26 protein-coding genes and 1 tRNA gene are annotated in these 26367 nt (G+C 44.0%); 4 read left to right on the top strand and 23 right to left on the bottom strand.

Annotation, left to right across the window (positions count from 1 at the left end; genetic code table 11):
• Positions 1–13: 13 nt before the first annotated feature.
• A complete protein-coding gene (locus RBATCC27255_RS09540) occupies positions 14–952 on the top strand; it encodes an AEC family transporter (protein ID WP_101029775.1) in 939 nt (312 codons plus the stop codon).
• Between the two features lie 621 nt (positions 953–1573).
• Here the strand turns inward: RBATCC27255_RS09540 and RBATCC27255_RS09535 are convergent.
• From RBATCC27255_RS09535 to RBATCC27255_RS09515, 5 genes are all read right to left on the bottom strand, one after another.
• Positions 1574–1930 carry a hypothetical protein gene (locus RBATCC27255_RS09535; RefSeq protein ID WP_046433088.1) on the bottom strand — a complete coding sequence of 119 codons (357 nt, stop codon included), beginning with the start codon at positions 1928–1930 and terminating at the stop codon, positions 1574–1576.
• A gap of 25 nt (positions 1931–1955) precedes the next feature.
• Positions 1956–2759, bottom strand: a complete 804-nt coding sequence (locus RBATCC27255_RS09530; RefSeq protein WP_101029774.1) for a DUF3169 family protein — start codon at positions 2757–2759, stop codon at positions 1956–1958.
• On the bottom strand, positions 2749–2949 hold the full coding sequence (locus tag RBATCC27255_RS09525) for a helix-turn-helix transcriptional regulator (protein WP_479725154.1): 201 nt from the start codon (positions 2947–2949) through the stop codon (positions 2749–2751). Before RBATCC27255_RS09525 ends, RBATCC27255_RS09530 begins: the two co-directional genes overlap by 11 nt.
• A 162-nt stretch (positions 2950–3111) precedes the next feature.
• Entirely contained in the window at positions 3112–3219 is a 108-nt protein-coding gene (locus tag RBATCC27255_RS10790; protein WP_278292797.1) for a TnpV protein, read from the bottom strand.
• A 105-nt stretch (positions 3220–3324) separates the two neighbouring features.
• Positions 3325–5046, bottom strand: a complete 1722-nt coding sequence (locus tag RBATCC27255_RS09515) for a MutS-related protein (protein WP_101029773.1) — start codon at positions 5044–5046, stop codon at positions 3325–3327.
• 170 nt (positions 5047–5216) lie between these two features.
• Here RBATCC27255_RS09515 and RBATCC27255_RS09510 point away from each other — a divergent pair, with 170 nt between their 5' ends.
• Positions 5217–5441: a DUF896 domain-containing protein gene (locus RBATCC27255_RS09510; RefSeq protein ID WP_101029772.1), complete on the top strand. Its 225-nt coding sequence runs from the start codon at positions 5217–5219 to the stop codon at positions 5439–5441.
• Between the two features lie 101 nt (positions 5442–5542).
• On the opposite strand, the gene RBATCC27255_RS10525 is transcribed toward RBATCC27255_RS09510, so the two are convergent.
• The 7 genes from RBATCC27255_RS10525 to RBATCC27255_RS09475 all read right to left on the bottom strand — a co-directional run bounded on the left by RBATCC27255_RS10525 (position 5543) and on the right by RBATCC27255_RS09475 (position 15175).
• The gene (locus RBATCC27255_RS10525) at positions 5543–6427 is read right to left on the bottom strand and encodes a hypothetical protein (RefSeq protein WP_169923322.1); all 885 of its coding nucleotides are present in this window, start codon (positions 6425–6427) and stop codon (positions 5543–5545) included.
• Between the two features lie 57 nt (positions 6428–6484).
• On the bottom strand, positions 6485–7681 hold the full coding sequence (locus RBATCC27255_RS09500) for a hypothetical protein (RefSeq protein WP_101029771.1): 1197 nt from the start codon (positions 7679–7681) through the stop codon (positions 6485–6487).
• 206 nt (positions 7682–7887) lie between these two features.
• Positions 7888–11346 carry a transcription-repair coupling factor gene (gene mfd, locus RBATCC27255_RS09495; RefSeq protein WP_101029770.1) on the bottom strand — a complete coding sequence of 1153 codons (3459 nt, stop codon included), beginning with the start codon at positions 11344–11346 and terminating at the stop codon, positions 7888–7890.
• Positions 11347–11360: 14 nt separating this feature from the next.
• On the bottom strand, positions 11361–11954 hold the full coding sequence (gene pth, locus RBATCC27255_RS09490) for an aminoacyl-tRNA hydrolase (protein WP_101029769.1): 594 nt from the start codon (positions 11952–11954) through the stop codon (positions 11361–11363).
• Between the two features lie 45 nt (positions 11955–11999).
• A complete protein-coding gene (locus tag RBATCC27255_RS09485) occupies positions 12000–13280 on the bottom strand; it encodes a hypothetical protein (RefSeq protein WP_101029768.1) in 1281 nt (426 codons plus the stop codon).
• A 123-nt stretch (positions 13281–13403) separates the two neighbouring features.
• The gene (locus RBATCC27255_RS09480) at positions 13404–14363 is read right to left on the bottom strand and encodes a ribose-phosphate diphosphokinase (protein ID WP_101029767.1); all 960 of its coding nucleotides are present in this window, start codon (positions 14361–14363) and stop codon (positions 13404–13406) included.
• Positions 14364–14425: 62 nt separating this feature from the next.
• A complete protein-coding gene (locus RBATCC27255_RS09475) occupies positions 14426–15175 on the bottom strand; it encodes a sugar phosphate nucleotidyltransferase (RefSeq protein WP_101029766.1) in 750 nt (249 codons plus the stop codon).
• 330 nt (positions 15176–15505) lie between these two features.
• Here RBATCC27255_RS09475 and ppdK point away from each other — a divergent pair, with 330 nt between their 5' ends.
• Positions 15506–18133 (top strand): pyruvate, phosphate dikinase, encoded by a 2628-nt coding sequence (gene ppdK, locus RBATCC27255_RS09470; protein ID WP_101029765.1) that lies wholly within the window; start codon positions 15506–15508, stop codon positions 18131–18133.
• Between the two features lie 299 nt (positions 18134–18432).
• On the opposite strand, the gene RBATCC27255_RS09465 is transcribed toward ppdK, so the two are convergent.
• Together RBATCC27255_RS09465 and RBATCC27255_RS09460 are read right to left on the bottom strand one after the other, a co-directional pair.
• Positions 18433–18509 (bottom strand) — tRNA-Ile (locus tag RBATCC27255_RS09465).
• 148 nt (positions 18510–18657) lie between these two features.
• Positions 18658–18984 (bottom strand): helix-turn-helix domain-containing protein, encoded by a 327-nt coding sequence (locus RBATCC27255_RS09460; RefSeq protein WP_101029764.1) that lies wholly within the window; start codon positions 18982–18984, stop codon positions 18658–18660.
• Between the two features lie 162 nt (positions 18985–19146).
• Here RBATCC27255_RS09460 and RBATCC27255_RS09455 point away from each other — a divergent pair, with 162 nt between their 5' ends.
• Entirely contained in the window at positions 19147–19785 is a 639-nt protein-coding gene (locus tag RBATCC27255_RS09455) for a zinc-ribbon domain-containing protein (RefSeq protein WP_101029763.1), read from the top strand.
• Positions 19786–19894: 109 nt separating this feature from the next.
• Here RBATCC27255_RS09455 and RBATCC27255_RS09450 read toward each other — a convergent pair whose 3' ends face one another.
• The 9 genes from RBATCC27255_RS09450 to RBATCC27255_RS09410 form a co-directional block, all read right to left on the bottom strand.
• Positions 19895–20554 (bottom strand): sigma-70 family RNA polymerase sigma factor, encoded by a 660-nt coding sequence (locus RBATCC27255_RS09450; protein ID WP_101029762.1) that lies wholly within the window; start codon positions 20552–20554, stop codon positions 19895–19897.
• A complete protein-coding gene (gene spoIIAB, locus RBATCC27255_RS09445) occupies positions 20544–20984 on the bottom strand; it encodes an anti-sigma F factor (protein WP_101029761.1) in 441 nt (146 codons plus the stop codon). Before spoIIAB ends, RBATCC27255_RS09450 begins: the two co-directional genes overlap by 11 nt.
• Positions 20981–21283 carry an STAS domain-containing protein gene (locus RBATCC27255_RS09440; RefSeq protein WP_242958640.1) on the bottom strand — a complete coding sequence of 101 codons (303 nt, stop codon included), beginning with the start codon at positions 21281–21283 and terminating at the stop codon, positions 20981–20983. Before RBATCC27255_RS09440 ends, spoIIAB begins: the two co-directional genes overlap by 4 nt.
• Positions 21284–21383: 100 nt before the next feature.
• Positions 21384–22694 (bottom strand): bifunctional folylpolyglutamate synthase/dihydrofolate synthase, encoded by a 1311-nt coding sequence (locus RBATCC27255_RS09435; protein WP_101029759.1) that lies wholly within the window; start codon positions 22692–22694, stop codon positions 21384–21386.
• Complete coding sequence (gene rsmI / locus RBATCC27255_RS09430) at positions 22695–23519, bottom strand: 16S rRNA (cytidine(1402)-2'-O)-methyltransferase (protein ID WP_101029758.1); 825 nt, start codon at positions 23517–23519, stop codon at positions 22695–22697.
• Complete coding sequence (locus RBATCC27255_RS09425) at positions 23516–24256, bottom strand: tRNA1(Val) (adenine(37)-N6)-methyltransferase (protein WP_101029757.1); 741 nt, start codon at positions 24254–24256, stop codon at positions 23516–23518. The genes rsmI and RBATCC27255_RS09425 overlap by 4 nt, the downstream gene beginning before the upstream one ends.
• Positions 24257–24332: 76 nt before the next feature.
• Complete coding sequence (locus tag RBATCC27255_RS09420; protein WP_101029756.1) at positions 24333–24503, bottom strand: DUF362 domain-containing protein; 171 nt, start codon at positions 24501–24503, stop codon at positions 24333–24335.
• 144 nt (positions 24504–24647) lie between these two features.
• The gene (locus RBATCC27255_RS09415; protein ID WP_101029755.1) at positions 24648–25514 is read right to left on the bottom strand and encodes a PSP1 domain-containing protein; all 867 of its coding nucleotides are present in this window, start codon (positions 25512–25514) and stop codon (positions 24648–24650) included.
• Positions 25502–26365, bottom strand: a complete 864-nt coding sequence (locus RBATCC27255_RS09410) for a DNA polymerase III subunit delta' (protein WP_169923321.1) — start codon at positions 26363–26365, stop codon at positions 25502–25504. The genes RBATCC27255_RS09415 and RBATCC27255_RS09410 overlap by 13 nt, the downstream gene beginning before the upstream one ends.
• Positions 26366–26367: the final 2 nt, after the last annotated feature.

The following is a 26367-nucleotide window of genomic DNA, read 5'->3' as shown; positions in this document are numbered from 1 at the left end:
AAGAGGTGATTTTATGGAGAGTTTTTTCGTTGCGCTTAATGCGGTTCTGCCGATGTTCATAATGCTTTTCATTGGTTTTCTTGTGAGAAAATTAAAAATTTTGCAGGACAGCTTTCTGCCTCAGCTTAACAAAATTGTTTTCAATGTATTTTTTCCTTTTCTGATGTTCAATAACATCTACGGCTCAGATTTTTCAAGCGTTTTCAGCCCGAAGCTGCTTGCCTTTGCGGTTATTGGCGTGTTCACGATTTACTTTTTATCAATCGGGTTTACACTCCTTGTTGAAAAGTCAAATTACAGCCGTGGTGCGATGATTCAGGCGATTTACCGCAGTAATTTTGTCCTTATGGGACTTCCGATTGCGGCGAATATTTTCGGTAAGGATAAGCTTGGTATGACCGCCGTTCTTGTTGCCGTAATTGTGCCGATTTACAATATGCTTGCCGTAATCACGCTTGAAATTTTCAGAGGGCAAAAGATAAATGTGCTGAAAATTTTAAAAGGTATTGCCAGAAATCCTCTGATTATCGGCTCTGCGCTCGGACTTTTGTCTGTTGCGTTCAATATAAGCCTTCCGGAAACAATTGACAAAACGGTTTCGGATATTGCGGCGGTTGCAACTCCGCTTGCGCTGATTGTACTCGGTGCGTCTGTCACATTTGACAGCATAAAAGGCTGTTCACGCAACCTCGTAATCTGCATAATCGCAAGACTTGTTGTTGTGCCGGCACTTTGTCTGGGGACGGCGGCGCTTATAGGAATCAGAGGAGTTGACTTTGTGTCGCTTATCGGACTTTTTGCATCGCCGTGTGCGGTTTCGTCATTCACAATGGCTCAGCAAATGGACAGCGACTTCAAACTTGCAGGTGCGGCGGTTGTGTTCACTTCGGTTTTAGCGTGTTTCACGATGTTTTTGTGGATTTTCTTCTTCAGACAGGCAGGTTTCTTTTGATAATCTGCACAAATTTCAGACACATGATTTATTCAATGTATAGAGTTAAACGATATTATTACTATCAATGACAAAAAATAGTATAACAGTCTTGACTTTTATTACTGTTAGTGTTAGAATACTCGCATAGGGTAACAGTTTGTAGGAAATAGCTTGAAATCCTGCAAGGTTACACTGTTGCTTTATTAAACAGCTATTTCCTTCTTTTTTTATTATTTTGTGGGCATAAGAAAACGGAGTGCGTAATGCACTCCGTTTTCTTTTATACGAATTTTCTGAATATAACAAAATAATTGCAACACCGTAGCATCCGCCCATACATTTAAACGCAACTTCTATATATACAAAAACAGTCGGGCAACAATGATTTGCATTTTGCAAACTGTCTGCCCGACCGTAATTTTCAATTTTCCATTTTCAACTTTCAATTTTAAAAAACTTCCGTTCGGGCATAATATGCTTTTTGACATTTACAAACTATCTGCTTTATGTACCTCCGAAGAAAAGTATAGCGCATTTTCCGTAAAAACTCTTCCCCGCAAACAGCGAATGTGTTGCCCACAGGCAGCAAAACGCATTTTTCGCGTGCTATACAGTGCTATTTCAGCAGGTTCGTTGATTTTAGTCCAATACGATGTCCTTTTTCTTCCCGTTTTTCTTTCTCGGATACTGCCGAATACGGGTGACGAAATCCAGATTGATAATCTCCAGTTCGCCTGTTTTCTTCTCTATGACCATACCGCCGTCATCAATTTCTTTTATCAATCCCTGTACGCTGCCGTCATTTGAAGTAATCGTATAAATAATGCACTCTTCTCCGATAAACCGTTTTGCCAACTCTTTCATTTCAATGTTCTCCTTGTTCCGCATTTTTCGGTTCAAAATATGTCTGATTGCCGCCAATCTCCTTCGCTGCATTATCCGTGGGATAATCACAAGAAGGAACAGGGCAAGCAAAATGAGATAAAGACTGTCCATTTGCGTATTCCTCCCACAATTATATTTAGGAGATTTTATTCCCAGCTTTTGAGTAGCGCATTGCCTCCTTGCAGTACACCGACAGATTGACGATCCAGACAAGGCAAACCATAAGTGAGGGCAGAAAACCAATGTCGAACACAAGCGCACAGACCGCAAGCACAATCGCCAAAACCGTGCAGACCACATTTGTTGCGGAGTATGCTTTGAACGCACATTTGCCAATCATAATTTTCTCGGCTTCATCGCAGTCGTCAATCCACTTTTTTTGAAACCGCATATCATAGACGGATGCTTTCTTTTCGGGATTTGTCTGCTTGGCGGTGTCCACGCACTTTTGCTGAATAATCGTCGCCTCAGCCATTATGCCGAAAAAAGCAACAACGCCGATAAAAAAGATGATTGTGCTGTTCTTACTGTCAAATGTTGCAAAGCCACCGGAATAGGATGCGGCAATAAGAAAATAGGAGACGATAAGGGCTACGCTTGTAATCCAAATCACAGCAGACAGCTTTCTGTCAACCGTATCCGAGATGTCCTCATCCTCGCCATCCCACGCAGCAACCAGTTTCTTTGCACTCCGATAAATTGGGATGCAGACCACCGGCACGATGACCGCCAACGCCAGCATCAGCCACGGAGCGATGTGCGTTCCGAAGAACGCTCCCGCTTCTTTCATCGTGCCAACCAGTTGATCCAACCCGCCTTTTGCTGCACTGTGACCGGAATAATAACCGACCACGCCGCCGACAATCGTACATACGACCGCAAAAAGCAAAAATTTAGGCAGAGCTTTTCGATTTGCCTGTTTGATTTCGTCATTTTTCATTTTCAGTTTCCTCCTGTAAATAGAAGACTTCTTCTACCGTAACGCCGCAGACCTTTGCAATCGTCAGAGCAAGGGTGACCGACGGCGAATAATCGCCCCGCTCAATCAGGCTGATCGTTTGCCGTGATACGCCGCATAAGCGTCCCATTTCCTGCTGATTGACATTCAGTGCAGCTCTGCGTTCCTTCAAACGATTTCGCAGTATCATACAGCACCTCCGTCCGACAATCTTCTTTGTCTATCTGACAAGTATGGTTGTCAAAATGTATTATATTATTGTCATTTGGATTTGTCAAGCGGTTTTGAAAAATCGGAGGATAAAGCTCGTTGCCTTACCCTCCGATTACAGTTTTTACTTATAGATAATCTCTTCGCTTACGACTTCCGCTGCCTGGTTTCTGACATTGTTCATCTTGCCTATCCACGCCGTTGTATCAGTAGCTTTTAGCTCCTCACGAATTTGGAACGGCGGCTCGCCGTGCGGGCGTCCAATGAACGCCCCTACAGAATTGTGCTAACAATTACAATACTACGCTCGGGCATAATATGTTTTTATTATTACATACTATCTTCCCGAACCGGGTGCAGCGACACGCTGCCGATCAATCTGTTTTTTGATTTTGTCAAAGGTTACACCGTATTTTTCGGCAATGTCTTTGGCATAGCTTACACCTTGAGGCGGAGCGATGAAAACCTTGAACGAACGCTGTCCGTTTTCAACACCTGTTACCAGACTTTCAACCTTGCTGTCGCCCTTTACGGTTGTGTTCACCTCATCAAGATTGCGAGCCAAATCGTGCATATGGGTATTAAAAATCGCCCTTGTGCCGAGATATCGCATTGATTTGACAACATCACGGGCAATGTACAAACCCTCGGCAACATTGGTTGTTGCAAGGCTTTCGTTGAGCAAAAGCAGACTGTAACGGCTTGCAGAAGAGAAAATTTCGGCAAGTCTTTTGCTTTCTTCACCGAGTCTGCCAAGGTCAACGGTATCGTTTTCATCGGCAGGAAAATGCGTAAAAATGCTGTCGCATGGGCTGAATTTCATCTGCGTTGCAGGAACATATATTCCGTTCTGAGCAAGCAGAAACGCAAGTCCGACCGCCTGAGTAATCGTGGTTTTACCGCCACGGTTCGGACCTGTCAGAATGTAAATTCGCCTGTCATCGTTAAAATCAATATCGTTTGTGACAATATCCAAATTCTCACCGTTTGCCGATTTTATGCCGAGTTTGAGGTTGTAAACATCTTTCAAAAAACAGTTTCTTTCCTCTTTAGGAAGAACCTCTGCCTTGCAGAGCGGAAGATTTTTCTTCTTCATCCTGTCGCAAAGCTCTGCAAAACGGATATAGAAAATGATTTCGGGCATAAGCGAAACGAACGAGTAGCCGTTGACATTGACATATCTGTTGAGCATTGATTTTATGTCATTTACGGTTCTGCGGAGGATATCGGTCACAACATTTTTGAGTGCGTCAGACATAGGATCTGCGCCGGTCAGCGAGCTGTTCATAGTGTGGTTTACATCCTGCTGAGCACCCACAACAAACTGTCCCAGCCCGAACTGCGAGGTTGACGGATTGGACGGATGAAAGCTTAAAAATCCCGAAACATCGTTGCCGTGGTGTAGTTCGCCGTCACGGTTTGTAAACTTCATAAATCTTTTGAGGATACCGCTGTCGGTAAATTCTTTGTCATTGAGTGAGATTACACCCACACTCTTTGGGCGGAGCAAATCGTCAAGATTCACACCGAGGGTTATGCTCTTGAGCTTTTGAGCCTTTGCAAGCGTATCTATTATATCCTTTTTCAGGTCGGGAAAGCCGCTGTCATTGTAGATTGACTTAACATTTTTCTTTAGCTCGAGCAATCCCTCCGACCTTACATCAATCGTTTCAAGCGTATTTTTTATTCTTGTAATGCAATCGACATAGCCGTCCATTTCACGGAGTCGGTTTACAAGCTGCCATAAGGAAGATGCCTCGGTATCCTTTTGAAAGCGCTCAATTTCACGCAAATCGTTCAGCTTTACAAGGAGTGCGGATAGATCATCACGAAGTTTCGGAAAACGAAGAAAATCCTCAAAAACATCGCAACGATATTTTATAACTTCCTCGTCATCCGTAATATTTATCAGCAGCTGCTTTATGCTGTTGCGTTCATACTGCTCTTTTGTGAGAGCGTCACATATAAAATCAACCGACAAATCATTCAGTGCCTCTTTGTTGAGAGTTCTATAGGCTGCATTTGAATTTGTCGGGTGTAATAAGCTGAAATTTTCCATAATTCACCGCCGAAAAAATTTGCCGTATAACGGGTTTAAATGAATGATAGCACAAATTTTTTTCGTTTTCAATTGGCAATTTAAAAATTTGCACTTTATCCTCTTGTGTGATATTATAATTGTTGAGCAGAGGCTCATAAATTTATAATTGCAGTCAGGGGGATTGACTTATGGATAAAAAGATGCTCGAAAGAATTAACGAGCTTGCAAAAAAGAAAAAGGAACAGGGACTTACCGAGGCTGAGCAAAAAGAGCAGAAAGAGTTATACAAAATTTATCTCGGCGAAATCCGCACACAGTTCAACGCAACACTTGACAATGTAAGCGTTGAGGAAAAGGACGGCACTGTAAAACCTTTCAAAGAGGCATACAAAAAGCCGTATGACAAAAACTGATTTTAATAATCGAACAAAGGTCATATAAAAATCCAATTACACAGCCAAACAAAAAAGCAGTTCCGATTTTGGAACTGCTTTTGTTTTATAAAGTTATCTAATTACTTGTATCTTCTTCCGCCCTTTGAGTTGTTCTTGGGGAGTTTGATTTCAGCAGTATCGTACTTACTGCGTCTTTCGGACTTTCTGCCTGAAGATGAATAATCGTCGGCATAGTCATCGTTACTGCTGTAACGCTGCGGCTGTGCAGATTTGCTCTTTGGAGCGTTACTTCTGCCGCCGACTGCGACTCTCTTCTTTTTGTTAAGGACAATCGAAATCACAAAGTATGCTATGCCGGCAACACCGAGAGCAAGAAGAACAATTGAAACATAGAACATCCAATGACCGTTGTCACCCTTGCTGTTATTGTTCTTGATGAAGCTAAAGTCATCACCGTCAGAACCCGCTGTGTCGGTATTTTTAAGATTTTTTGCGATATCAGACCAGTCGCCGCTTGAAAGAGTCTTTTCGTCAATGTTATCGTCAGACTTGATAAGCGACGCTGACGGAGCAGTATTTGACGGAGCAACATATGACTGACCGCCGCCTACATATGACGGCTCAGAGTAGTAGTAAGTCTGACTGCTGCTGTAGCTATTGTTATAATCGTTATTGTTGTTGTAGTCATAGCTGCTGTCGTAGCTATAGCTGCTGTCATATGACGAATCACTTGACGAATAGCCGGGATCTACATATGATGAATCGTCCGAAGAATCCGGATACACGGGGTCGGGCTGCGGCTGCGGCTCCGGATCCGGCTCCGGTTCAGGTGCAGGTTCCGGCTCAGGGGCAGGATCGGGTTCGGGCTCTACCGGATCAACAATAACGCTTGAATCTCCGCCTGAATCAACATCCTCACCGACTGCCGATACAGAATAGCTTACAGCCGAAATGCTCAAAAGTGCTGTAAGAAAAATTGCGCAAAGCTTTGAATGTTTTTTCATAAAAGCTCCTTTCTTCAGAATAATCTGAAAGTGCGTCTGTTGTATGTCCGATATCAATTACTTTGAGCTTTTATCAGATGCGGTTGTTGTTGACGCCGCTGTTGTAGGCTCAACCGCAACGAAGAAGAGTTCGGGCTTGTACTTGTCAATAACCGAAGTGTTTTCTTCATACTTGAGTTTCTCTGCAAGACCGTCAATGTACTTTGAAAATTCGTCTGACTTCATTGACGCAAGTACACCGGCTCTGTTTGATTCGTTGCCGATATAGCTGTCAACATCCTTGTTGATGTCTTTCTTATAAACGAGATAGTAGATTGCGCTGTCACCGCTACCGACCTTGAGAGTTTCAGCCTTGCCTGTTTTAAGCTTGCCGATAGCCTCTTTAAGCTCCTTACCGATTGAACTCTTGTCGAGAACTTCTACATTTGAAACAGAAGAATCTTTTTCCGAACCGCTTGACTTCTTGTATGATGCAATAACATCATCAAAAGAACCGCCCTTGTTAAGGTCATTCTTGTAACCGTTAAGCTGATCCTCAACCTTCTTGATTTCCTTGTCGCTCATTGCAACATTCTTTGATGAACCTGCCTCATCTTTTGTTGATGTATAAAGGTTCACGGGAAGATATGAGTAGTCCGTATAGTTTTCCTTGAAATACTTTGTAAGGTCGGCGTCGGAAACTTCCTTTGAACCGCCCTTGCCGTAAACTGCTTTGAAGAGAGCCTCATACTTTGTGTTGTAGAGAGTTGTGCAGTATGCAAAGCTGTCGAGTGAAACGCCGTACTTTTCATACTGCTTCTTCATCGGCATTACATAACCCTGTGACGCATACGGACCAACATTCCAGTATGTTTCGGCCTGACTTGTTGCGGAGTCAAGAGTTGCCTGACCGATGTTTACATTTTCCTTTTTAAGCTGTTCGTCAACTACGAGGTAGCTGAGGCACATTTTCTTAGCCTGATCTTTAATCCACTCTCTTGCAACCTGCTCGTTGCCGTCATCGTCCTTGATTTTTTCATCAAGCCACTTGTCCGATGTCGAATCATAATCGTCAAGCTTCTTGGCAAAGCTTTCAGCCTGACTGTAAGCTGCATTGAGTGAGTAGATATAAGCGCCGATGGCAAGCTCGTTATCGCTTGTCTTATACGACCATTCTTTGTTAAGAGTTGTGGGTGTACAACCTGCAATTGCAAAAACTGAGAACATCATAACAATTGCAAGTAAAAATGAACCGACCTTGATATTAGGCTTCATAGTTTTTTACCGTCCTTTTAAAAAATTAAATGCTGAGTGTCCTGCAAAACACACTTCCGCAGGATAATGTACCTTACGATTATACACAAAAAATTTGTCATTGTCTACATTTTTATAAAATTTTGTTGAGAATTTCCACCGAAAAACAGCATTTTTGTACTTTCGGGAGGTTTTTTCTTAACAAATTACGGCTTCATACCGTTAAATTACTGCACACCGAAAATTTTGGTGAGCGTTTCAAGCGGAGCGGAACTGTTTTTGCACTCAACCGCAACACACGGTTTTGCTCCTGCAACAAGCTTTGCTTTTCCGCCCAAAGCGATGAGCAGATCGGCAACCTGCGGTGATTTAAGCTCGTTTACATAGAGCATAAGCATTGTGCCGTTCTGTCTGATTTCATACACGCCCATTGAGTAAGCACGGTTACGCACAAGGGCAATGTCGATAAGTCCGAGAACCGAGTTTGGAATCTTGCCGAATCTGTCCTGAAGCTCGTCAATAACATCGTCTGCATCCTCATTACTGCGAATATCAGCAATTCTGCGGTAAACATCAAGGCGGAGCGTAAGGCTTTCGACATAACTTTCGGGAATGTGAGAGTCAACCGAAATGTCAATAAGACAGTCAAGATCCTTGGCAGTATTTTTCTCGCCCTTTTCCTCACTTACTGCCTCATCAAGAAGCTTGAGATACATATCGTAACCAACCGACTCCATATGACCGTGCTGCTGTGCGCCCATAATATTGCCCGCACCTCGCAGTTCAAGGTCACGCATTGCAATGCGGAAGCCGCTGCCGAATTCTGTAAATTCCCTGATTGCGGCAAGCCTTTTCTGCTGAATCTCCGTGAGAACCTTGTTCCGTCTGAAGGTAAAGTAGGCATATGCCCTTCGTGAACTTCTGCCCACACGGCCTCTGAGCTGATGCAACTGCGAAAGTCCCATACAGTCGGCATTTTCTATAATAAGGGTGTTGGCATTCGGCAAATCGACACCCGTTTCGATAATTGTTGTGCAGACAAGCACATCAATCTCCTGTTCAAGCATCTGCCGCCAAACCTCGCTGAGCTCCCCCTCTTTCATTTTGCCGTGACCGATTGCAATTTTCGCCTCTGGAATTGCTTCCCGTATTTTTGCGGCACATGATGAAATTGTTTCAACATTGTTATGAAGGTAGAACACCTGACCGCCACGGCGGAGCTCACGGCGGATTGCCTCGTTGATAACCGCATCATCGTGTTCAAGCACATAGGTCTGAACAGGCTGACGGTTTGTCGGAGCTTCTTCGATAACGCTCATATCACGCAGACCGCTCATTGCCATATTGAGGGTTCTCGGAATAGGCGTAGCCGAAAGCGTAAGCACATCTACATTTTTGCACAGTTCCTTGAACCTCTCCTTTTGAGCAACACCGAAACGCTGTTCCTCATCTATGATTGCAAGTCCGAGGTCACGGAATTCAACATCCTTCTGCACAAGTCTGTGAGTTCCGACAATCATATCAATTTCTCCTCGCTTTAGCTTTTGGAGAATTTCTTTCTGCTGTTTTGCTGTACGGAATCTTGAAAGCAGTTCCACACGAACGGGATAGCCCTCAAAACGCTTGATTACCGTCTGATAATGCTGCCATGCGAGAATTGTTGTGGGACAGAGCAATGCGCATTGCTTTGAATCTGCAATACACTTAAAAGCGGCACGGAGTGCAACCTCTGTTTTGCCGAATCCGACATCACCGCAGAGAAGTCTGTCCATCGGCGACGAACGCATCATGTCATGCTTGATTTCCTCACAACAACGCAGCTGGTCGGGAGTTTCGTCATATTCAAAGCTGAGTTCAAAATCTCTCTGCCACTCGTTATCTGCCGAAAAGGCATAGCCCTTGGCTTTCATACGCTGTGAGTAAAGCTCGATAAGCTCCTTGGCAATGTCCTTGACAGAGGTTTTAACCCTTGCCTTTGCCTTTTGCCAGTCGCCCGAACCGAGTCGGCTAAGCTTAACCCTTGAATCCTCTTTCGGACCTATATATTTTGCAACCATATCAAGCTGTGTGACAGGCACATAAAGCACATCGCCCTTTGCGTAGTCAATCTTGATATAGTCCTTTATAACTCCGTGAGTATCAATTTTTCTTATACCGCCGAACACACCGATACCGTGAACATTGTGTACAACATAATCGCCCGGAGTAAGCTCGGAAAGGCTGTAAATTTCCTGTCCCGTCTTTTTCTTCTTCTTTTTGGACTTTTCGGGACGGTATGAAACCTGACTGTAAGTTATTGCAAAAAACTTTTGTGACGGATACTCAAAGCCTGCACTCAAAGCGCCCTGCATAACAAGCAGTTCGCCCTTTGAAATCTTATCCGCACCCTCGCTGTAAACAGCATTTATGCCGTCTGCGTTAAAGGTGTCGCAAAGATTTTTGGCGGCTCTTTCCGTTCCCGCAAAGATAACGCCCCTGCTTTCGGGGGTGAAAAGTCCGTCAACATCTTCTTTTAGCTGTTTATACGAACCGCCCCATGCCGAGAGCTGTTTTGTTGAAAAGCTGATGATTTCCGACAGCTTGATAGGCATACTTCCGTGAACAAAGTTTTCAAGCACGATTGTTCCGTGACTTTGCAAAAACTCGGTACATTCGTTGAATGTGAGCGCAAAGCGGTCAAAACCTCTGCAAAGAGTTCCGTCCTCAAAGCCCTGCATAAGGGTTTCATTGCTGATAAAGTCCATTGACTTTCCCCGTTCCTGAATTGCAGTAAATTCGGACGCAAAAACGAGGGTGTTTCTGTCGAGATAATCAAAAAGCGACTCCGGTTTATCGTAAATCTGATTGATAAATTTGTCCGCATTGGCAATCATTGCGCCGCTGCGGATAAGCTCTGCCTCGGAGAAAAGTTTTTCCTTGGCCTTTGCGCTGTTCTTGGAACGGAGGAGCTTTGCCTTGTGTTCAATTTTATCTGCAAGGGCGGCTCTGTCCTCAATTACTATTTCGGTTGAGGGCGAAAGCGTAATTTTGTCAGCCTTTTTAAATCTTCTCTGAGTTTCAATGTCAAAATAGCTGAGGTCGGTAATTTCATCGCCCCAAAATTCACATCTCACGGGATAGTCGCTGTCGGGCATAAAGAAGTCGAGGATACCGCCCCTGAGTGAAAACTGACCGCTGCCCTCTACCGCATCAAAGCGTTCGTATCCGAGCAGAGTAAGTGCCTTTGTCGCCTTTTCAAGCGAGAGTTCCCTGCCCTCTTCAAATTCAATAACCGACTGTTCAAGCACATTTCTCGGAACGGTAAGCTGTGCCGCCGCATCAACACACGCAATTGCAACATCACATTCGTGGTTGAGAAGTTTGAGCAAAACTTTAAGTCTTGCGTGCTCGTACTCGTGCGAACGGCTCTGAAAGTCAAGAAAGTTGAAGTCACGCACAGGATAAACATAGGCACGCAGTCCCATACACGAAAGATCGTTACACAGGGTTTGCGCCTCTTTTTCATCGGAGGCAAGACAAAATGCCGTGACGCCCTTGAGGCGGCACAGCGCATAGATGATATTTGATTTGTTAATTGTTGAAAGTCCCGAAGCACAAACTGTTCTGCCCGGCTTGACATTCTTTTCAAGTGTTTTGAAAACGGGCGAGTCTTTCAGAACATCAACAAGAAAGTTGAGATTATTCATTTCTTTGTCCCTTTTCAGTTGAACAAATTCATAGCACGGTCGGTTTTGCCGTCAATAATCAGCTCGATTGCTTTTTCGGCATTGTCAAAAATTTCATCAAGCTTTTTCATTTCATCGGGAGTGAACCTTGAAAGCACCCAGTCGGCAAGGTCCCAGTCGGGATTTGGCTTTGCACCTATGCCAACCTTGATGCGCGGAAACTTGTCACTGCCGCTGAGATAGATTATACTGCGCATTCCTCTTTGACCGCCGTCACTGCCCTTTGAACGGATACGCATTTTTCCGACATCAAGCGAAATGTCATCAAAAATTACAATGACATTTTCGGGAGGAATTTTGTAGAAGTTCATCGCCTCAACAACTGCCTGACCGCTGTTGTTCATATATGTTGTGGGCTTCATCAGCATAACCTTTGCACCGTTTACGGTACAAGTGCCGATAAAGCTTTTGTATTTTATCCTGTTTACCTCACAACCGAGCTTGTCGGCGATGCTGTCAATTGCAAGCCAGCCTGCGTTGTGACGGGTGTTTTCGTATTTTCTGTCGGGATTGCCGAGTCCGACTACAATGTACTCAACCGACCCCGTTGATTTGTTTTTTCCGAACATATCAGTTTCCCTCTTATTTATATTATATGTATTCTGAAATTAAAATTAACCTTTTCCGAAGCTTACAACAACCCAGTCATCGTTGCCGAGATGATAAGGATTTCCGCAATACGGGCAGTTGCGTTCTCTTGTTGCATCAAAGCTTGCGCCACAGCTTTTGCAGGTTACTTTTTTCATTGTGAAAACTCCGTCATCCATGGCGTTCACACTTCTGCAAACGGTAAGCCTGAACTTTTCGTTTTTAACCCTAAATGAAGAATTTTTGTTCTTCACGGTTGTTGCGTAAACGGTCATATCAACATAGCAACAGCCGTTTGTGACATTGAACGAATTAAGCTTTGACACACCTCTGTACTTGATATCAACAATATCTCCGAAAGGATTTTCCGTCGGAGCGCCCTCATAAACTGCGAGGTTTGTGTAATCATCGCTGAAAATCATAATCTTGAGCAAAGCAAGCACCTTGCCGATAAAGTATTCATATGAGAAGTTGGGATTAACCTCTTTCATAAGCCACGGAAGTCTTTTCTGACAATTGAAGTGCGGACCTATCATAGGAATGCTCTTTGCCACACCGACAAAAAGTCCGAAAAGCGTTTTTAATGCCCATGCAAGGTAACCTGCCAAAAGTCCGCCGAGCAGAACAGGGATTACTCTGATGCCGATTTCATAAAGCATATTTGCGGTTGCGGGATCAAAGGTTCCGTCTTTTACAACCGTCCATACCGTAAATGCCGCAACGGCGGCAATTCCGCCGAGAAGGTACGGTGCAAGCACCTTTTTGGTTGACTTGTTCGCAAGCGAATAGGTTTTTACAAAGTAGAAGTTTGTAACCTTCGGGAACAAATCGTCCATAATAAAGCGAGTTTTGCAGTTTTTACAACCGTCGAGAAGCTCTCTTACACTGCTTACCGCACCGCAGTTCGGACACGAACACGCAACCTCGGAATTTCGGTTTTCAAGCCTTGTAATCATTGTGTAGAAGAAAAATCTGTCCTTGATTTTTTTCTTTTTCTTTCCGTCTTTAAAGTATTTCTCCGTAACCTCATATGTCTTTGACGCAATGTTACTCTTACATTCGCCCATATCGTAGGCAGTACAAGCATTTACGGGGACTTCATTCTTCACCGTTTCCTTATCGGTAAAGGCGGTCTGAATCTTTACACCCTTTTCGTCAAGTCTTTTCTTCTGTAGGTCAAGCGCAAAGTCAAGGTCGATTGACGCAATATCCGGATTTTTGCCCTCATTGCACCACAATTCGTACTCATCGACAAAGCGGTTCATTATTTTGTTATCTGAATCGGAGCCGTAAACTATACCAAACAAAATTAAATCACCCTCACATATTGTACCGTTTTATTCCTGAAAATTTTGCAGTAAAACAGCGAAATGGCGGGTTAGTTAAAACCCGCCTCAATTTATATGATTAAATTGCCTGTTGTTCGCCTATCATCCGAAAGCGGCTGTGAACGGCTTGTCATTGTAAATTCTTGCGATAGCCTCCGCAAATGTAGGAGCAACAGGAAGAATTGTGAACTTGTCAATCATCTTTTCCTTCGGAACAGGAATTGTGTCAAGAAGAACAACTTCCTTAATTGCACTGTTGCGAATTCTCTCAATTGCAGGACCTGAAAGAACTGCGTGAGTAGCACAAGCGTAAACCTCTGTTGCACCGCCCTTTTCAACAATAGCGTTAGCGGCATTGCAGAGAGTACCTGCTGTGTCGATCATATCGTCAACGAGGATAACCTTCTTACCCCTTGCGTCACCGATGATATTCATAACCTCACAAACATTAGCCTTCGGTCTTCTCTTGTCGATAATAGCAAGACCTGTGCCGATTTTTGATGCGAAGTTTCTTGAACGGGTTACAGAACCGAGGTCGGGAGATACAACGATATAATCATCATTGTTGCCGCCGATTTTCTCTCTCATATGGTTGGCAAGAAGTGACGCACCCTGAAGGTGGTCAACAGGAATGTTGAAGAAGCCCTGAATCTGATTTGCGTGAAGATCCATTGTAAGCACACGGTCAGCACCTGCACAGGTGATGATATCTGCACAAAGCTTAGCCGAGATCGGATCTCTTGCCTTAGCTTTTCTGTCCTGTCTTGCATAACCGAAGTATGGCATAACAACTGTGATTCTTGCAGCAGACGCACGCTTCATGGCATCAATCATTATGAGCATTTCCATAAGATTGTCGTTGACGGGAGCGCAGGTTGACTGAACAATAAAGCAGTCGCTGCCACGAACAGATTCGTGAAGAGAAACAGAGATTTCGCCGTCCGAGAACTGTGTACAGTCACTCTTACCAAGCGGCAGACCAAGACAGCCTGCAATTCCCTGAGCTACATCAACATTTGAACTGCCGGTGAAAATTTTAATGTCCTTACCGTGAAAATTCATTGCAATAACTCCTTTGAATTTTAATGTGTGTAGTATATGTTTACCAATGATTAACCGAGCAATTAACAGCTGTAACCCTTTGTCCTTGCAATTTCGTTAAGCTGTTCAAGCTGAGCCGGATCATTTGCACCCAGAACCGTATCGCTGCACTGAGCCGTGAATGCTCCGACCTTTCTTCCGTCCTCAAGCAAAAGCTTGATTGCGTCGGGAAGATAATATTCCTTTGCGCTGTTATCCGACTTGATTCTGTCGAGAACCGAAAGAAGAAGCTGACAATCAAACCAGAAACCGCCCGAGTTTACTTCATTTATTTTGAGAGTTTCCTCATCAGCGTCCTTCTGCTCAACAATTGCACGCAGATTTCCGTTTTCGTCACGGACAATTCTGCCGTAGCCTGTCGGATCGTCAACCCTTGCGGAAATAACCGTTGCGGCACAGCCGTTTTCAATGTGAGCCTTCAGGGAATCCTCAATAGTCTTGCTGTCCATAAACGGAGCGTCGCCGTTGAGAATAACAACATTGCCGCTGTGCTTTTTAAGAAAATCCTTTGCCATCATCACAGCGTGGCCTGTTCCGAGTCTTTCAGCCTGAAACACGCTTTCAACGGAAAAATCGAGAGTTGAAAGATACTCCTCAATACACTCTTTTTTAAAGCCCTTGACCACACAGATGTCGTCAATACCGGCTTTCCTTAAAGCCGACATAACCCAACAGAGCATCGGCTTGCCGAGTACCTCCGACAATGTTTTCGGCTTGTCGGATTTCATTCTTTTGCCCTCGCCGCCTGCGAGGATAACGGCACAATTCTTCATTTTTTCTCCTTTTATCTGTGACAAAACAACAAAGATGCAGACAGTCCTGTCACAAGACACTCGTTCATACCATAATATTATCTCACAAAAATCACAAATTTCAAGAGAAAATTACAAAAATCGGGCAAAAAAAGGCATTTTAAACGATTTATACAATATTGTCGAAAATAAAACTCGTTTTTTATAAGAAAAAAGTTTGAAAAAAATATAGCTATTTTGACCAAAGTTTGTTATAATATTCGATAGGCTTATACAAGCAGGCAGGTTTTACCAAGGGGTAAGTCTGCCACAGCCGTATATCTTAATTTATTTTTAGGAGGATTACCAGTTATGGCAAACAAATGGGTTTACCTTTTTACAGAAGGTAATGCTAACATGCGTGAGCTCCTCGGCGGTAAGGGTGCCAACCTTGCAGAAATGACAGGTCTTGGACTTCCTGTACCACAGGGCTTCACAATTACAACAGAAGCTTGTACTCAGTATTATGAGGACGGCAAAGAAATCAACGCTGAAATTCAGGCTCAGATCAACGAGTACATCGAGAAGATGGAAGAGATCACAGGCAAGAAGTTCGGCGACAAGGAGAACCCCCTCCTCGTTTCAGTTCGTTCAGGTGCTCGTGCTTCAATGCCGGGTATGATGGATACAATCCTTAACCTCGGTCTTAACGAAGATGTTGTTGAAGTTATCGCTAAGAAGTCAAACAACCCTCGTTGGGCTTGGGACTGCTACAGAAGATTCATTCAGATGTATTCCGATGTAGTTATGGAAGTAGGTAAGAAATATTTTGAAGAGCTCATCGACAAGATGAAGGCTGAGAGAGGCGTTACTTATGACGTAGAGCTTACAGCTGACGATCTTAAGGAGCTTGCAGGCCAGTTTAAGGCTGAATACAAAGAGAAAATCGGTCAGGACTTCCCTGACGATCCTAAGGAACAGCTCATGGGCGCAGTTAAGGCTGTATTCCGTTCATGGGACAACCCTCGTGCAAACGTTTACCGTCGTGACAACGATATTCCTTATTCATGGGGTACTGCCGTTAACGTACAGTCAATGGCATTCGGTAACATGGGTGACGATTGCGGTACAGGTGTTGCATTTACAAGAGATCCTGCTACAGGTGAGAAGAAGCTCATGGGTGAGTTCCTCATCAATGCACAGGGCGAAGACGTAGTTGCAGGTGTTCGTACTCCTATGCCAATTGCTAAGATGGCTGAAGAGTTCCCGGAAGCTTTCGAGCAGTTCCAGAATGTTTGTCAGACACTCGAAAACCACTACAGAGATATGCAGGACATGGAGTTCACTGTTGAAAACAAGAAGCTCTATATGCTCCAGACAAGAAACGGTAAGAGAACAGCTCAGGCTGCTCTTAAAATTGCTTGTGACCTCGTTGACGAGGGCATGAGAACAGAAGAAGAAGCTGTTGCAATGATCGATCCTCGTAACCTTGACACACTTCTTCACCCACAGTTCGATGCTGCTGCTCTTAAGGCTGCTACACCAATCGGTAAGGGCCTCGGCGCTTCTCCTGGTGCTGCTTGCGGTAAGATCGTATTCACAGCCGAAGATGCTGAAAACTGGAACGCTAAGGGCGAAAAGGTTGTTCTCGTTCGTCTTGAAACTTCACCTGAGGACATCACAGGTATGAAGGCTTCACAGGGTATCCTCACAGTTCGTGGCGGTATGACATCACACGCTGCCGTTGTTGCTCGTGGTATGGGTACATGCTGTGTATCAGGTTGCGGCGACATCGCAATGGACGAGGCTAACAAGAAGTTCACACTCGCAGGCAAGGAATTCCACGAGGGTGACTACATTTCAATCGACGGTTCTACAGGTAACATCTACGACGGCGTTATCCCAACAGTTGACGCTACAATCGCAGGTGAGTTCGGCAGAATCATGGCTTGGGCTGACAAGTACAGAACTCTTAAGGTTAGAACAAACGCTGATACACCTGCTGACGCTAAGAAGGCTCGTGAGCTCGGTGCTGAAGGTATCGGTCTTTGCCGTACAGAGCATATGTTCTTTGAAGAGGACAGAATCGCTGCATTCAGAGAGATGATCTGCTCAGATACAGTTGAAGAAAGAGAAGCTGCTCTTAACAAGATTCTTCCTTATCAGCAGGGCGACTTTGAGGCTCTTTATGAGGCACTCGAAGGCAATCCTGTAACAATCAGATTCCTTGATCCGCCGCTTCACGAGTTCGTTCCTACAGAGGAAGCTGACATCGAGAAACTCGCAGCTGCTCAGGGCAAGAGCGTTGAAGACATTAAGACAATCATCGCTTCACTCCACGAGTTCAACCCAATGATGGGTCACCGTGGTTGCCGTCTTGCAGTAACATATCCTGAAATTGCAAAGATGCAGACAAAGGCAGTTATCCGTGCTGCTATCAATGTTCAGAAGGCACACGCAGACTGGACAGTTGAGCCTGAAATCATGATTCCGCTCGTATGCGATGTTAAGGAACTCAAGTTCGTTAAGAAGGTTGTTGTTGAAACAGCTGACGCTGAAATCGCTGCTGCAGGCATCGACCTCAAGTACGAAGTTGGTACAATGATCGAAATCCCAAGAGCTGCTCTTACAGCTGATGAGATTGCTAAGGAAGCTGACTTCTTCTGCTTCGGTACTAACGACCTTACACAGATGACATACGGCTTCTCAAGAGATGACGCAGGTAAGTTCCTCAACGCTTACTATGATGCTAAGATCTTCGAGAACGATCCGTTCGCTAAGCTTGACCAGACAGGCGTTGGCAAGCTCATGGAAACAGCTATCAAACTCGGTAAGCCTGTAAACAACAAGCTCCATGTTGGTATCTGCGGTGAGCACGGCGGCGACCCTTCTTCTGTTGAGTTCTGCCACAAGATCGGTCTTGACTATGTATCATGTTCACCGTTCCGTGTTCCGATTGCTCGTCTTGCTGCTGCTCAGGCTGCTATCGCAAACAAGTAATCCACACCGGATGTATTGACAGGTAACTTAATACAAGTTTAATCCTGATATAAAATCAGAGGCTGTGAAGAAATGAAGTTTAAGACTTCGTTCTTCGCAGCCTCTTTCAATTTTGGTAAAACTTTTGTGAAATAAATTACAAATTAAAGGCAAGGTGAATATCACAGCTTTTTTCTGTCTTGCATTTGCAATGCATTTTTAGCTGATTTTCGCGTATTTCAGCATATTTTAGCATACAAAAGATATAAAAATAACCGCACTAAAAAGCTCTAAAATGGCTTCTTAGTGCGGTTTTTCTTTGGTGCGCCAACAGGGACTCGAACCCCGGACCGACCGGTTATGAGCCGGTAGCTCTAACCAACTGAGCTATTGGCGCATATTCCGTTTACAGTCTGACAAATCAATAAACTTCAAAATCAATCCGCCACATTTTGTAACCGAACCACGCGAATAATATTATAACAAACTTTTCCTTCGTTGTCAATGATTTTTGTATTACAATATGCTCGGAGTTACTTTGGAAATTAACGCTCATTGAATTTATTCTTTTTAAATTCAAGATACTTTATATAATCAAGCACATTGTCGCAGTCCGCTTTGGTAAATGATTGAGGAAGCGGAAGGGAACGGTTATTGCGGTTGAACGAAAGCGGTTCGTCAATCAGACCGATTAGGTAATCGACCGACACATCAAAAAGCTTTGCAATGATTATTTTTGAATTATCGTCGGGGTCACTGCGGTTACATTCGTAGGATGATATTGTGTAGTGTGACACGCCCAAAAGCTCCGCAAGCTGTGCCTGCGACACTCCATGGTCTTTGCGAAGTTCCTGCAAGCGTTCACCAATCATAATATCACCTCATATATTTAATAACTTAATTATAAGTATTTTGCGAATTTTTGTTTAAAATTATGAGAAATTTTAGACTTTTAATTGACAAGTGTGAAAATCTGCATTATAATTCTCATATAAGCTGTGAATTTTCACAGTAATTTTAAGGAGGAATTATTTATGTATTGTCAAAAATGCGGCAAACAAATTGCTGACGGAAGTGTATTTTGTCAGTACTGCGGCGCACAAATAGGAAATGTTGTATCAGATAATTTTTCTAATCAAAATGCAAATCAAAATTTTAATGTACAGCATACCGAAAAGCATGAAGAACCAATAAAAAACAAAGAAGAATTTATTGCCGATTTCCGCGCAAAGCACCCTGAACGAATGGTATATATAGTTATATTTATTATTTTAGAAATTGTTTCAACAATCGTATTTATAATGAATGTATCATCTTATATAGATCATCACCGTGATGAAAATCTCACAGGTATGATGATTGCGGCATTTCTCGAAATAATTGCAATAATTTTTGCATGTGCAATTCAAAAAGTAAACGCATCGGCAAATAAAGCATTTAACAGTTATATTACAAAAGAAAGCCGCGAAAAAACGAATGTAAGTACAAAATGGCTGTGTCCGAAATGCGGAAATTCAAATCCTGCCAACATAAGATATTGCTCAAACTGTAGTTGTCAAAAGCCGAATTTTGAACCGATTTCAGCTCAAACCGATGTTTGGCAATGTCCAAAGTGTGGAAAGATAAATCAAAATTATGTCGGAACATGCGGTTGCGGCACAAGAAAACCATAAAGCGACAGGCTGTACGAAATTTGTACAGCCTGTTTTTATGTGTGGGTATTAAAATATAGCGGCTCGCCGTGCGGGCGTCCAATGAACGCCCCTACTGATAACTTTGCTGTTACACCGACATTTTGTCCCGAATGGCGGTGAGAATTTTCTTTTCTCTGCGGCTGATTTGAACCTGCGTCATGGAAAGAATTTTGGCGGTCTGGGTTTGGGTTTTGCTTTGATAGTAACGCAGTTGGATTATTTTTCTGTCGGTGTCGCATAGGGATTTTACTGCCTGTTCAAGCGACAATCGTTCCGAGATTTCGTCCTGAATATCATCTGTCGGGACATCAAGCTGTGGGTTGCCCTCGCTGTCATATTCGGCAGTCAGGGATAGAGGAACTCTTGCACTGTTAAGTGCGTCAATGATTTTTTCCTCGCTTGTATCAAGCCTTTCGGCAAGCTCGCTCACGGTGAGTTCTCTGCCGTTTTTCAGCTTGCTTTCATTGTTAAGCCTTGATATCGCAAGCGAAAGCTCCTTTAATGTGCGGCTTACCCTGACTGCACCGCCGTCACGGAAAAGCCGCTTTATTTCGCCCATAATCACGGGGAAGGCATAGGTTGAAAACTGCAGGTTACGGCTTTCATCAAAGTTATTTATCGCCTTTGCAAGTCCAAGGCACCCCGATGCGAAAAGCTCTTCGTACTCTATTCCTTTGCCTGCAAATCGTTTGCAACAGGCATGGACAAGCCCTATATTTTTATCGGCAAGTTTATTTTTATCGGTCATTTTCCGAACCTATAATTTTTTCAAGAGTTACGGTTGTTCCGCTGTCGGGCTTTGAACGGACACGCACCTTGTCGCAAAAGCTCTGCATAACTGCAAAGCCGAGTCCCGCCCTCTCCTCTTCGGGAGCGGTTGTAAACAGCGGTTCCATTGCCTTTTTTACATTGGGAATACCGCAGCCTTTGTCACGGATTGTGATTATCACCTTGTTTTCGGCGGTGATTTTTCCGTTTATGTAAATCATTCCGCTTTGGCGGCGGTAGCCGTGAACAATGCAGTTTGTCACAGCCTCGGACACAGCGGTTTTCAGGTCGCTGAGTTCGTTGACAGTCGGGTCAAGGTTCATTATAAACGCAGACACTACGCTCCTTGCAAAAGCCTCGTTACAGCCTTTTGACGGCACGCAAAGTTTCATTTCATTTACTGTTTTCATCTCAACACCCCCAAACTTTCAAGCCCCGACATTTCAAACAGTCTGTACAATCTGTCGGGAATATTGATTACACGCAACGCTCCGCCGACAAGCTTCATCTGACGGTACCGTCCCATTACAAGACCTATGCCCGATGAGTCCATAAACGACACCTTGGAAAAATCAAGGCACAAAAGCTTAGGTTTGTTTGTCTGAACGGCGGCGTCAATTTTCGTGCGTATCTCTGCCGCCGAATCGTGGTCGATTTCGCCGTCGATATATGCCGTGAGGATGTTGTTTTTAAATTCCGTTTTCAGCAATTTTATCAGTCCTTCTCAAAAATAAAAGCTCCGCACCTGTTATCTTAATGATAATAAGTGCAGAGCAAAAAATTTGTTTTATTCTGTTGTAACGAAAAATTTACTTTTCGGCTGATTCGTTTTCAGCCTTGATTTTATTGATGATATACGGACGGATTTCGCCTGCAAGGTAGAGCGAACCGCAGATTACAACCGCACAATCGGTCTTTTCAGCCTGTTCAAAAGCCATATCAAATGCGTGTTCGGCACTTTCAAAGGTTACCGTATCGTCAACAAATCTTGCATACTGTTGCATAAGCTTTGCAGGGTGCATTGCCCTTGGATTGTGAACGGGAACTGTGTAAACTCTGTCAAAAACTCCGTCAAGCAGTTTTACCGAAGTGCTGACATCCTTGTCGGCAAGCATCCCCGTGATTGCAATTATATACTTATTCGGAAGGAATTTTTGGATTGCCGATTTAAGCGCCTCAATTCCGTTAGGATTGTGAGCACCGTCAAGCAGAACAATCGGCTTTTCACTCAACAGCTCAAGTCTTGCGGGATTGACAGCCTTTGCAAAACCGTTTGCAATCTGCTTATCTGTTATTGAAATCAGAGAATTGCAACGGAGCATATCAAGTGCCGCAAGTGCGGTTTTTGCATTTTCAAGCTGATGATCACCCGAAAGCGGAAGGTCGATTTCAACACCGTTAAACATAAAGCGACTGCCCTTTAAGGTGGTTTCAATGACATCAATATTAACGCTCTCGCTCGTTGCAAGCGGAATTTTCTTTTCTCTTGCAGTTGATTCAATAACCTCCATTGCACGGATATCCTGCTTTGAAGTAACCGCCATTGAGTCGGGCTTGAAAATTCCGCATTTTTGCTGTGCGATTTTTTCAATTGTATCGCCGAGAATTGCCGTGTGGTCAAGTCCGATTGTGGTGATAACGGCACAAAGCGGTGATTTTATAGTATTGGTGCAGTCGAGCAGACCGCCCATTCCTGTTTCAAGAACAACAATGTCACAATCTGCATTTGCATGTATATAAAATTGAAGAGCGTTGACATACTCAAATTCTGTGATGATTGTGCCCTCTTCACGCAGTTGCTCGATAATAGGGAAAGTTTTTTCAACCGCATCCGTGAGAACGGACTCGCTCACCATACAATTGTTTATTTGTATTCTCTCACGAAAATCCGTGATATACGGTGAAATGAACAAGCCTGTTTTGTAGCCTGCCGCAACAAGTGCGGATGAAAGCATAGCACAAACCGAGCCTTTGCCGTTCGTACCTGCAATGTGTATAAATTTCAGCCTGTCCTGCGGATTTCCGAGCCTGTCAAGCAAAATTCTCATTCGGTCAAGTCCCGGACGAGAACCGAATGTCAAAAGTGAATGAATTTTTTCAACAGCATTTTCGTATGTCATTTACAACAGCTCCCTGTAAATCTCATTTTTCTTAAAGCCTGTTATACTTGCCGCCTCTTTTGCCGCCTCGGTGGGCTTTGCACCGTTTTCAATCAGCTTGCGCGCGGTTTCAACCGCAAATTCAAGGGTGTATTCTTCAGAATTTTCCTCCTGCTTTTTGCCCTCAAGCACAAGCACAAATTCGCCCTTCAGACTGCCGTCCGCATAATTTTCCGCAGCATATTTTGTTGTGGTGCGGATTACTTCTTCGTGAACTTTAGTGAGTTCACGGACGATCGAAAGCTTTCTGTCACCGAAAAAGCTGTACAAATCACGGAAAGTTTGCGGAAGCTTGTGGGGTGCTTCATAAAAAATCATTGTTCTGTGTTCGTTTTTCAGACTGTCAAGATGCTCGCTGCGGCTCTTTTTGTTCACACTCAAAAAGCCTTCAAATGTGAATCTGCCTGTTTCAAGTCCCGAAACCGCAAGTGCGGAAATCACGGCACTCGGTCCGGGAATCACCACGGTTTTTATTCCGCGCTCCTCGCAGAGCTTTATCAAATCTTCACCCGGATCGGAAATGCACGGCATTCCGGCGTCCGTCACAATTGCACAATTTTCGCCCTGTTCAATTCTGTTGCAGATGATTTCGCCGCGCTCACGCTTGTTGTGTTCAAAATAGCTTACCATAGGCTTTTTTATGCCGAAATGATTCAAGAGCTTAAGCGTTACTCTTGTGTCCTCTGCCGCAATGAAATCAACCGATTCGAGGGTTTCTGCGGCTCTCGGTGAAAAATCTCCGAGGTTGCCGATCGGCGTTCCCGTTACATACAAAATTCCGCTCAATTTATATAGTCCTCCTTGTAACTGCCGTAGATGCTCAGCATTTCTTCGGAAAAGTTTCCGCTTTCGTCCTCAATAAAAAGGGTTGGCATAACCTCAAGAAATCCCCTTTTGCCGCCCCTTCTGCCTTCAAGCAAAAAGAGCTTCGGAGCTTTTGACTTTCGCTGTTGAACAAGTCTTAATTTTTTCGGCTCAACCGAATATTTACGCATTGCCTCCATTGCGTCGGCGAGCCTTTCGGGGCGCTGACAAATGCAGAGCCGTCCTCCAAACTGCAAAAGCGACGAACCGCAGCGGCACACATCGTCAAGCGTACATTCGGATTCGTGCCTTGCAACAAGCTTTGCGTTTTCGGGATTTGTAATTCCGCCTCCGCTGATTTTGTAGGGCGGATTGCAAGCAACAAGGTCAAACGAGCCGAGCGGCAATGCACCGCCAAGCTTGTTTAAGTCCGAGTTTACAATTTTGATTTTATCCAGAAGATTGTTGTATTCAAGACTTTGTGAAAACAGTTTGCAGGCATTCTCCTGTATTTCTACCGCCGTGATGTCAAGGCGGTTGTTGTTTTTGTACCACAAAAGCGGAATAGTTCCGCAACCCGTGCCGAGATCAACACATTTTTTCACACCGATTTGCTTTGAAAAATCGGCAAGTAAGATTGTGTCCGTTGAAAAACGGTAGCTGTCTGACACATATATTTTAATACCGCTGCCAAGCGGTTCAAGATGTTTATTATTCATCGGTATTCCCCTGAAAACAGTAATTAAAAAGCGGCAAGGAAATCCCTGCCGCCTGTCTTTGTGGATTAACCCTTAATCAGCCTTCCTGTGGAGCGCCGACGGGGCAAACTTCAGCACATGAACCGCAATCAACACAAGCGTCTGCATTGATTTCATACTTGCCGTCGCCTTCTGAAATAGCCTCGCAAGGGCAGTTATCTGCACAAGCACCACACATGATGCAATCGTCACTGATAGTATATGCCATAGGGAAATACCTCCTTCATAAATTTCACCTTTATTGTAACATAAATTTTGAAAAAAGCAACCTTTTGGAAAGAATTTTATATTTTAAACTGAAAACAGTTCTTTTTTACTGCAACTTGACGAACGCTGTACACATTACAAAAAATTATTCAAGTTCCTTGAATTTTTCCATTTCCTTTTTGTCAAGCTTGATGTAGCCGTCCTTGACAAGCTTGCATTGCTTGACTGTGAACGATTTCGGAGCGGCATCTTCGGGAGTGTTGTTGAGCTTAACCTTTAAAGTTCCTGCAATCAGGTTGTTTTCAACAACAAGACCTCTGCCTTCGGGAGTATTTACAATTGCTCCTACCTTTGGGGTGTGTTTAAGAAGGTCTGTGTATGCCTCCTGTTCATATTTAAGACAGCACATAAGTCTGCCGCAGGTTCCCGAAATTTTAACGGGAGAGAGTGACAGGCCCTGCTCCTTTGCCATTTTGATTGAAACGGGCTGGAACTCACCCATAAAGCTTGCGCAACAGAACGGCTTACCGCAGATACCGAGTCCGCCGAGCATTTTTGCCTCATCACGAACGCCAATCTGGCGAAGCTCAATTCGTGTTCTGAATACACTCGCAAGGTCTTTTACAAGGGCGCGGAAGTCAACTCTTCCGTCAGCTGTGAAGTAGAAAAGAATTTTGCTGTTGTCAAATGTGTATTCAACATTTACAAGCTTCATTTCAAGCTTGTGATGGGCAATTTTCTGTTCACAGATTCTGTATGCGTCCCTTTCCTTAAGCTTGTTTTCAGCAAGGTGATTGAGGTCTTTTTCGGTTGCAATTCTGATTAACGGCTTGAGCGGATGGGAAATCTCCGCATCGTCAACGGTCTTGTTAGGAGTTGCAACCTCCCCGCACTCAAGACCTCTTGCCGTTTCAACAATTACCCTGTCGCCTGTGTTAAGCTTATTGTCAAGCGGATCAAAGTAGTACACTTTGCCGACTTCTTTAAATCGTACTCCGATTATCTCTGCCATGAAATCCTCCTGTATTCTCCGCACAGCCAAGTTGTGAGGAGATTTATATTTATATGTTTCGGTATTTTCAGTTTTGCGTTCTCGGTCAGCTCAATCATTGAAATCAGCTTCGCCCGAGTAAACCGTCTTGCAAGCTCCCCTGCGCACTCTTCGTCAAAAACTGCATCAGCTCCAATGCTCTTTGCCATTCCGTCACGCAGAAACAGCTTTACTGCAAGCAGAATTTCGTCCGCAAGGCTTTTGTCGCTGAGGGCATAGAGTGCCTGCATCAGTTCGTACTCCTTTGCCGACAGAATACCTTTTATAATTTTCCTTGCCCCTTCCACAGCGTCTTCGCTGAAAACATCTTTCGTTTTCAGGCGGAACACGCTTGCGCGTGAAAGAATTGTCGTGAGCAGTTTTTTTGAATTTTCACAGAGCAGTATAAAATATACATTCTGAGGCGGTTCCTCAAGAAGTTTAAGAAATGAATTTTGAACAATCTCCGACAGCCTTGTGTCGGCAAACGGAAATATATACACCTTTGCGTTTGAATCGTTCGGCTTGATGATTGAATCCTTGATTATCTCCCTCATCTGCTCAATTGAATTTTGCTTTCTGTCCTTTGGGAGTTCAACATATTTAATGTCAGGGTGTGCCTTATTCCTCGCCTTGTGACATTGTTCACAACTGCCGCAGGGCTTTATCGGTGCGGTACACACCGCATACATTGACAAAAACACGGCAAGGCTCATTGCCTTTTCGCTGTCCCTGCTTTCTATTACAACAGCGTGGGGAACTCTGCCCTGAATATCAAGGGTGTTGAAGGTTTGTTTTATATTGTCGTCAAAATCAAATCCGTCAAAATTCAAAA

Origin of the sequence: Ruminococcus bromii, assembly GCF_002834225.1 — a bacterium.
GTDB classification, from domain to species: domain Bacteria; phylum Bacillota; class Clostridia; order Oscillospirales; family Acutalibacteraceae; genus Ruminococcoides; species Ruminococcoides bromii.
The sequence above is the reverse complement of the archived record's forward strand: the minus strand, read 5'-3'. Positions and strand labels throughout refer to the sequence as shown.

Excerpts from the sequence above, each read along its gene's own strand:
- spoIIAB (WP_101029761.1), bottom strand. The coding sequence starts at position 20,984 with ATGAAAACAGTAAATGAAATGAAACTTTGCGTGCCGTCAAAAGGCTGT.
- RBATCC27255_RS09455 (WP_101029763.1), top strand. The coding sequence starts at position 19,147 with ATGTATTGTCAAAAATGCGGCAAACAAATTGCTGACGGAAGTGTATTT.
- RBATCC27255_RS09510 (WP_101029772.1), top strand. The coding sequence starts at position 5,217 with ATGGATAAAAAGATGCTCGAAAGAATTAACGAGCTTGCAAAAAAGAAA.
- RBATCC27255_RS09435 (WP_101029759.1), bottom strand. The coding sequence starts at position 22,694 with ATGACATACGAAAATGCTGTTGAAAAAATTCATTCACTTTTGACATTC.
- RBATCC27255_RS09415 (WP_101029755.1), bottom strand. The coding sequence starts at position 25,514 with ATGGCAGAGATAATCGGAGTACGATTTAAAGAAGTCGGCAAAGTGTAC.
- RBATCC27255_RS09460 (WP_101029764.1), bottom strand. The coding sequence starts at position 18,984 with ATGATTGGTGAACGCTTGCAGGAACTTCGCAAAGACCATGGAGTGTCG.
- RBATCC27255_RS09420 (WP_101029756.1), bottom strand. The coding sequence starts at position 24,503 with ATGGCATATACTATCAGTGACGATTGCATCATGTGTGGTGCTTGTGCA.
- RBATCC27255_RS09480 (WP_101029767.1), bottom strand. The coding sequence starts at position 14,363 with ATGAATTTTCACGGTAAGGACATTAAAATTTTCACCGGCAGTTCAAAT.
- RBATCC27255_RS10525 (WP_169923322.1), bottom strand. The coding sequence starts at position 6,427 with ATGAAAAAACATTCAAAGCTTTGCGCAATTTTTCTTACAGCACTTTTG.
- RBATCC27255_RS09515 (WP_101029773.1), bottom strand. The coding sequence starts at position 5,046 with ATGGAAAATTTCAGCTTATTACACCCGACAAATTCAAATGCAGCCTAT.
- RBATCC27255_RS09535 (WP_046433088.1), bottom strand. The coding sequence starts at position 1,930 with ATGGACAGTCTTTATCTCATTTTGCTTGCCCTGTTCCTTCTTGTGATT.
- RBATCC27255_RS09475 (WP_101029766.1), bottom strand. The coding sequence starts at position 15,175 with ATGAAGAATTGTGCCGTTATCCTCGCAGGCGGCGAGGGCAAAAGAATG.
- RBATCC27255_RS09425 (WP_101029757.1), bottom strand. The coding sequence starts at position 24,256 with ATGAATAATAAACATCTTGAACCGCTTGGCAGCGGTATTAAAATATAT.
- ppdK (WP_101029765.1), top strand. The coding sequence starts at position 15,506 with ATGGCAAACAAATGGGTTTACCTTTTTACAGAAGGTAATGCTAACATG.
- RBATCC27255_RS09450 (WP_101029762.1), bottom strand. The coding sequence starts at position 20,554 with ATGACCGATAAAAATAAACTTGCCGATAAAAATATAGGGCTTGTCCAT.
- RBATCC27255_RS09500 (WP_101029771.1), bottom strand. The coding sequence starts at position 7,681 with ATGAAGCCTAATATCAAGGTCGGTTCATTTTTACTTGCAATTGTTATG.
- RBATCC27255_RS09540 (WP_101029775.1), top strand. The coding sequence starts at position 14 with ATGGAGAGTTTTTTCGTTGCGCTTAATGCGGTTCTGCCGATGTTCATA.
- mfd (WP_101029770.1), bottom strand. The coding sequence starts at position 11,346 with ATGAATAATCTCAACTTTCTTGTTGATGTTCTGAAAGACTCGCCCGTT.
- pth (WP_101029769.1), bottom strand. The coding sequence starts at position 11,954 with ATGTTCGGAAAAAACAAATCAACGGGGTCGGTTGAGTACATTGTAGTC.
- RBATCC27255_RS09530 (WP_101029774.1), bottom strand. The coding sequence starts at position 2,759 with ATGAAAAATGACGAAATCAAACAGGCAAATCGAAAAGCTCTGCCTAAA.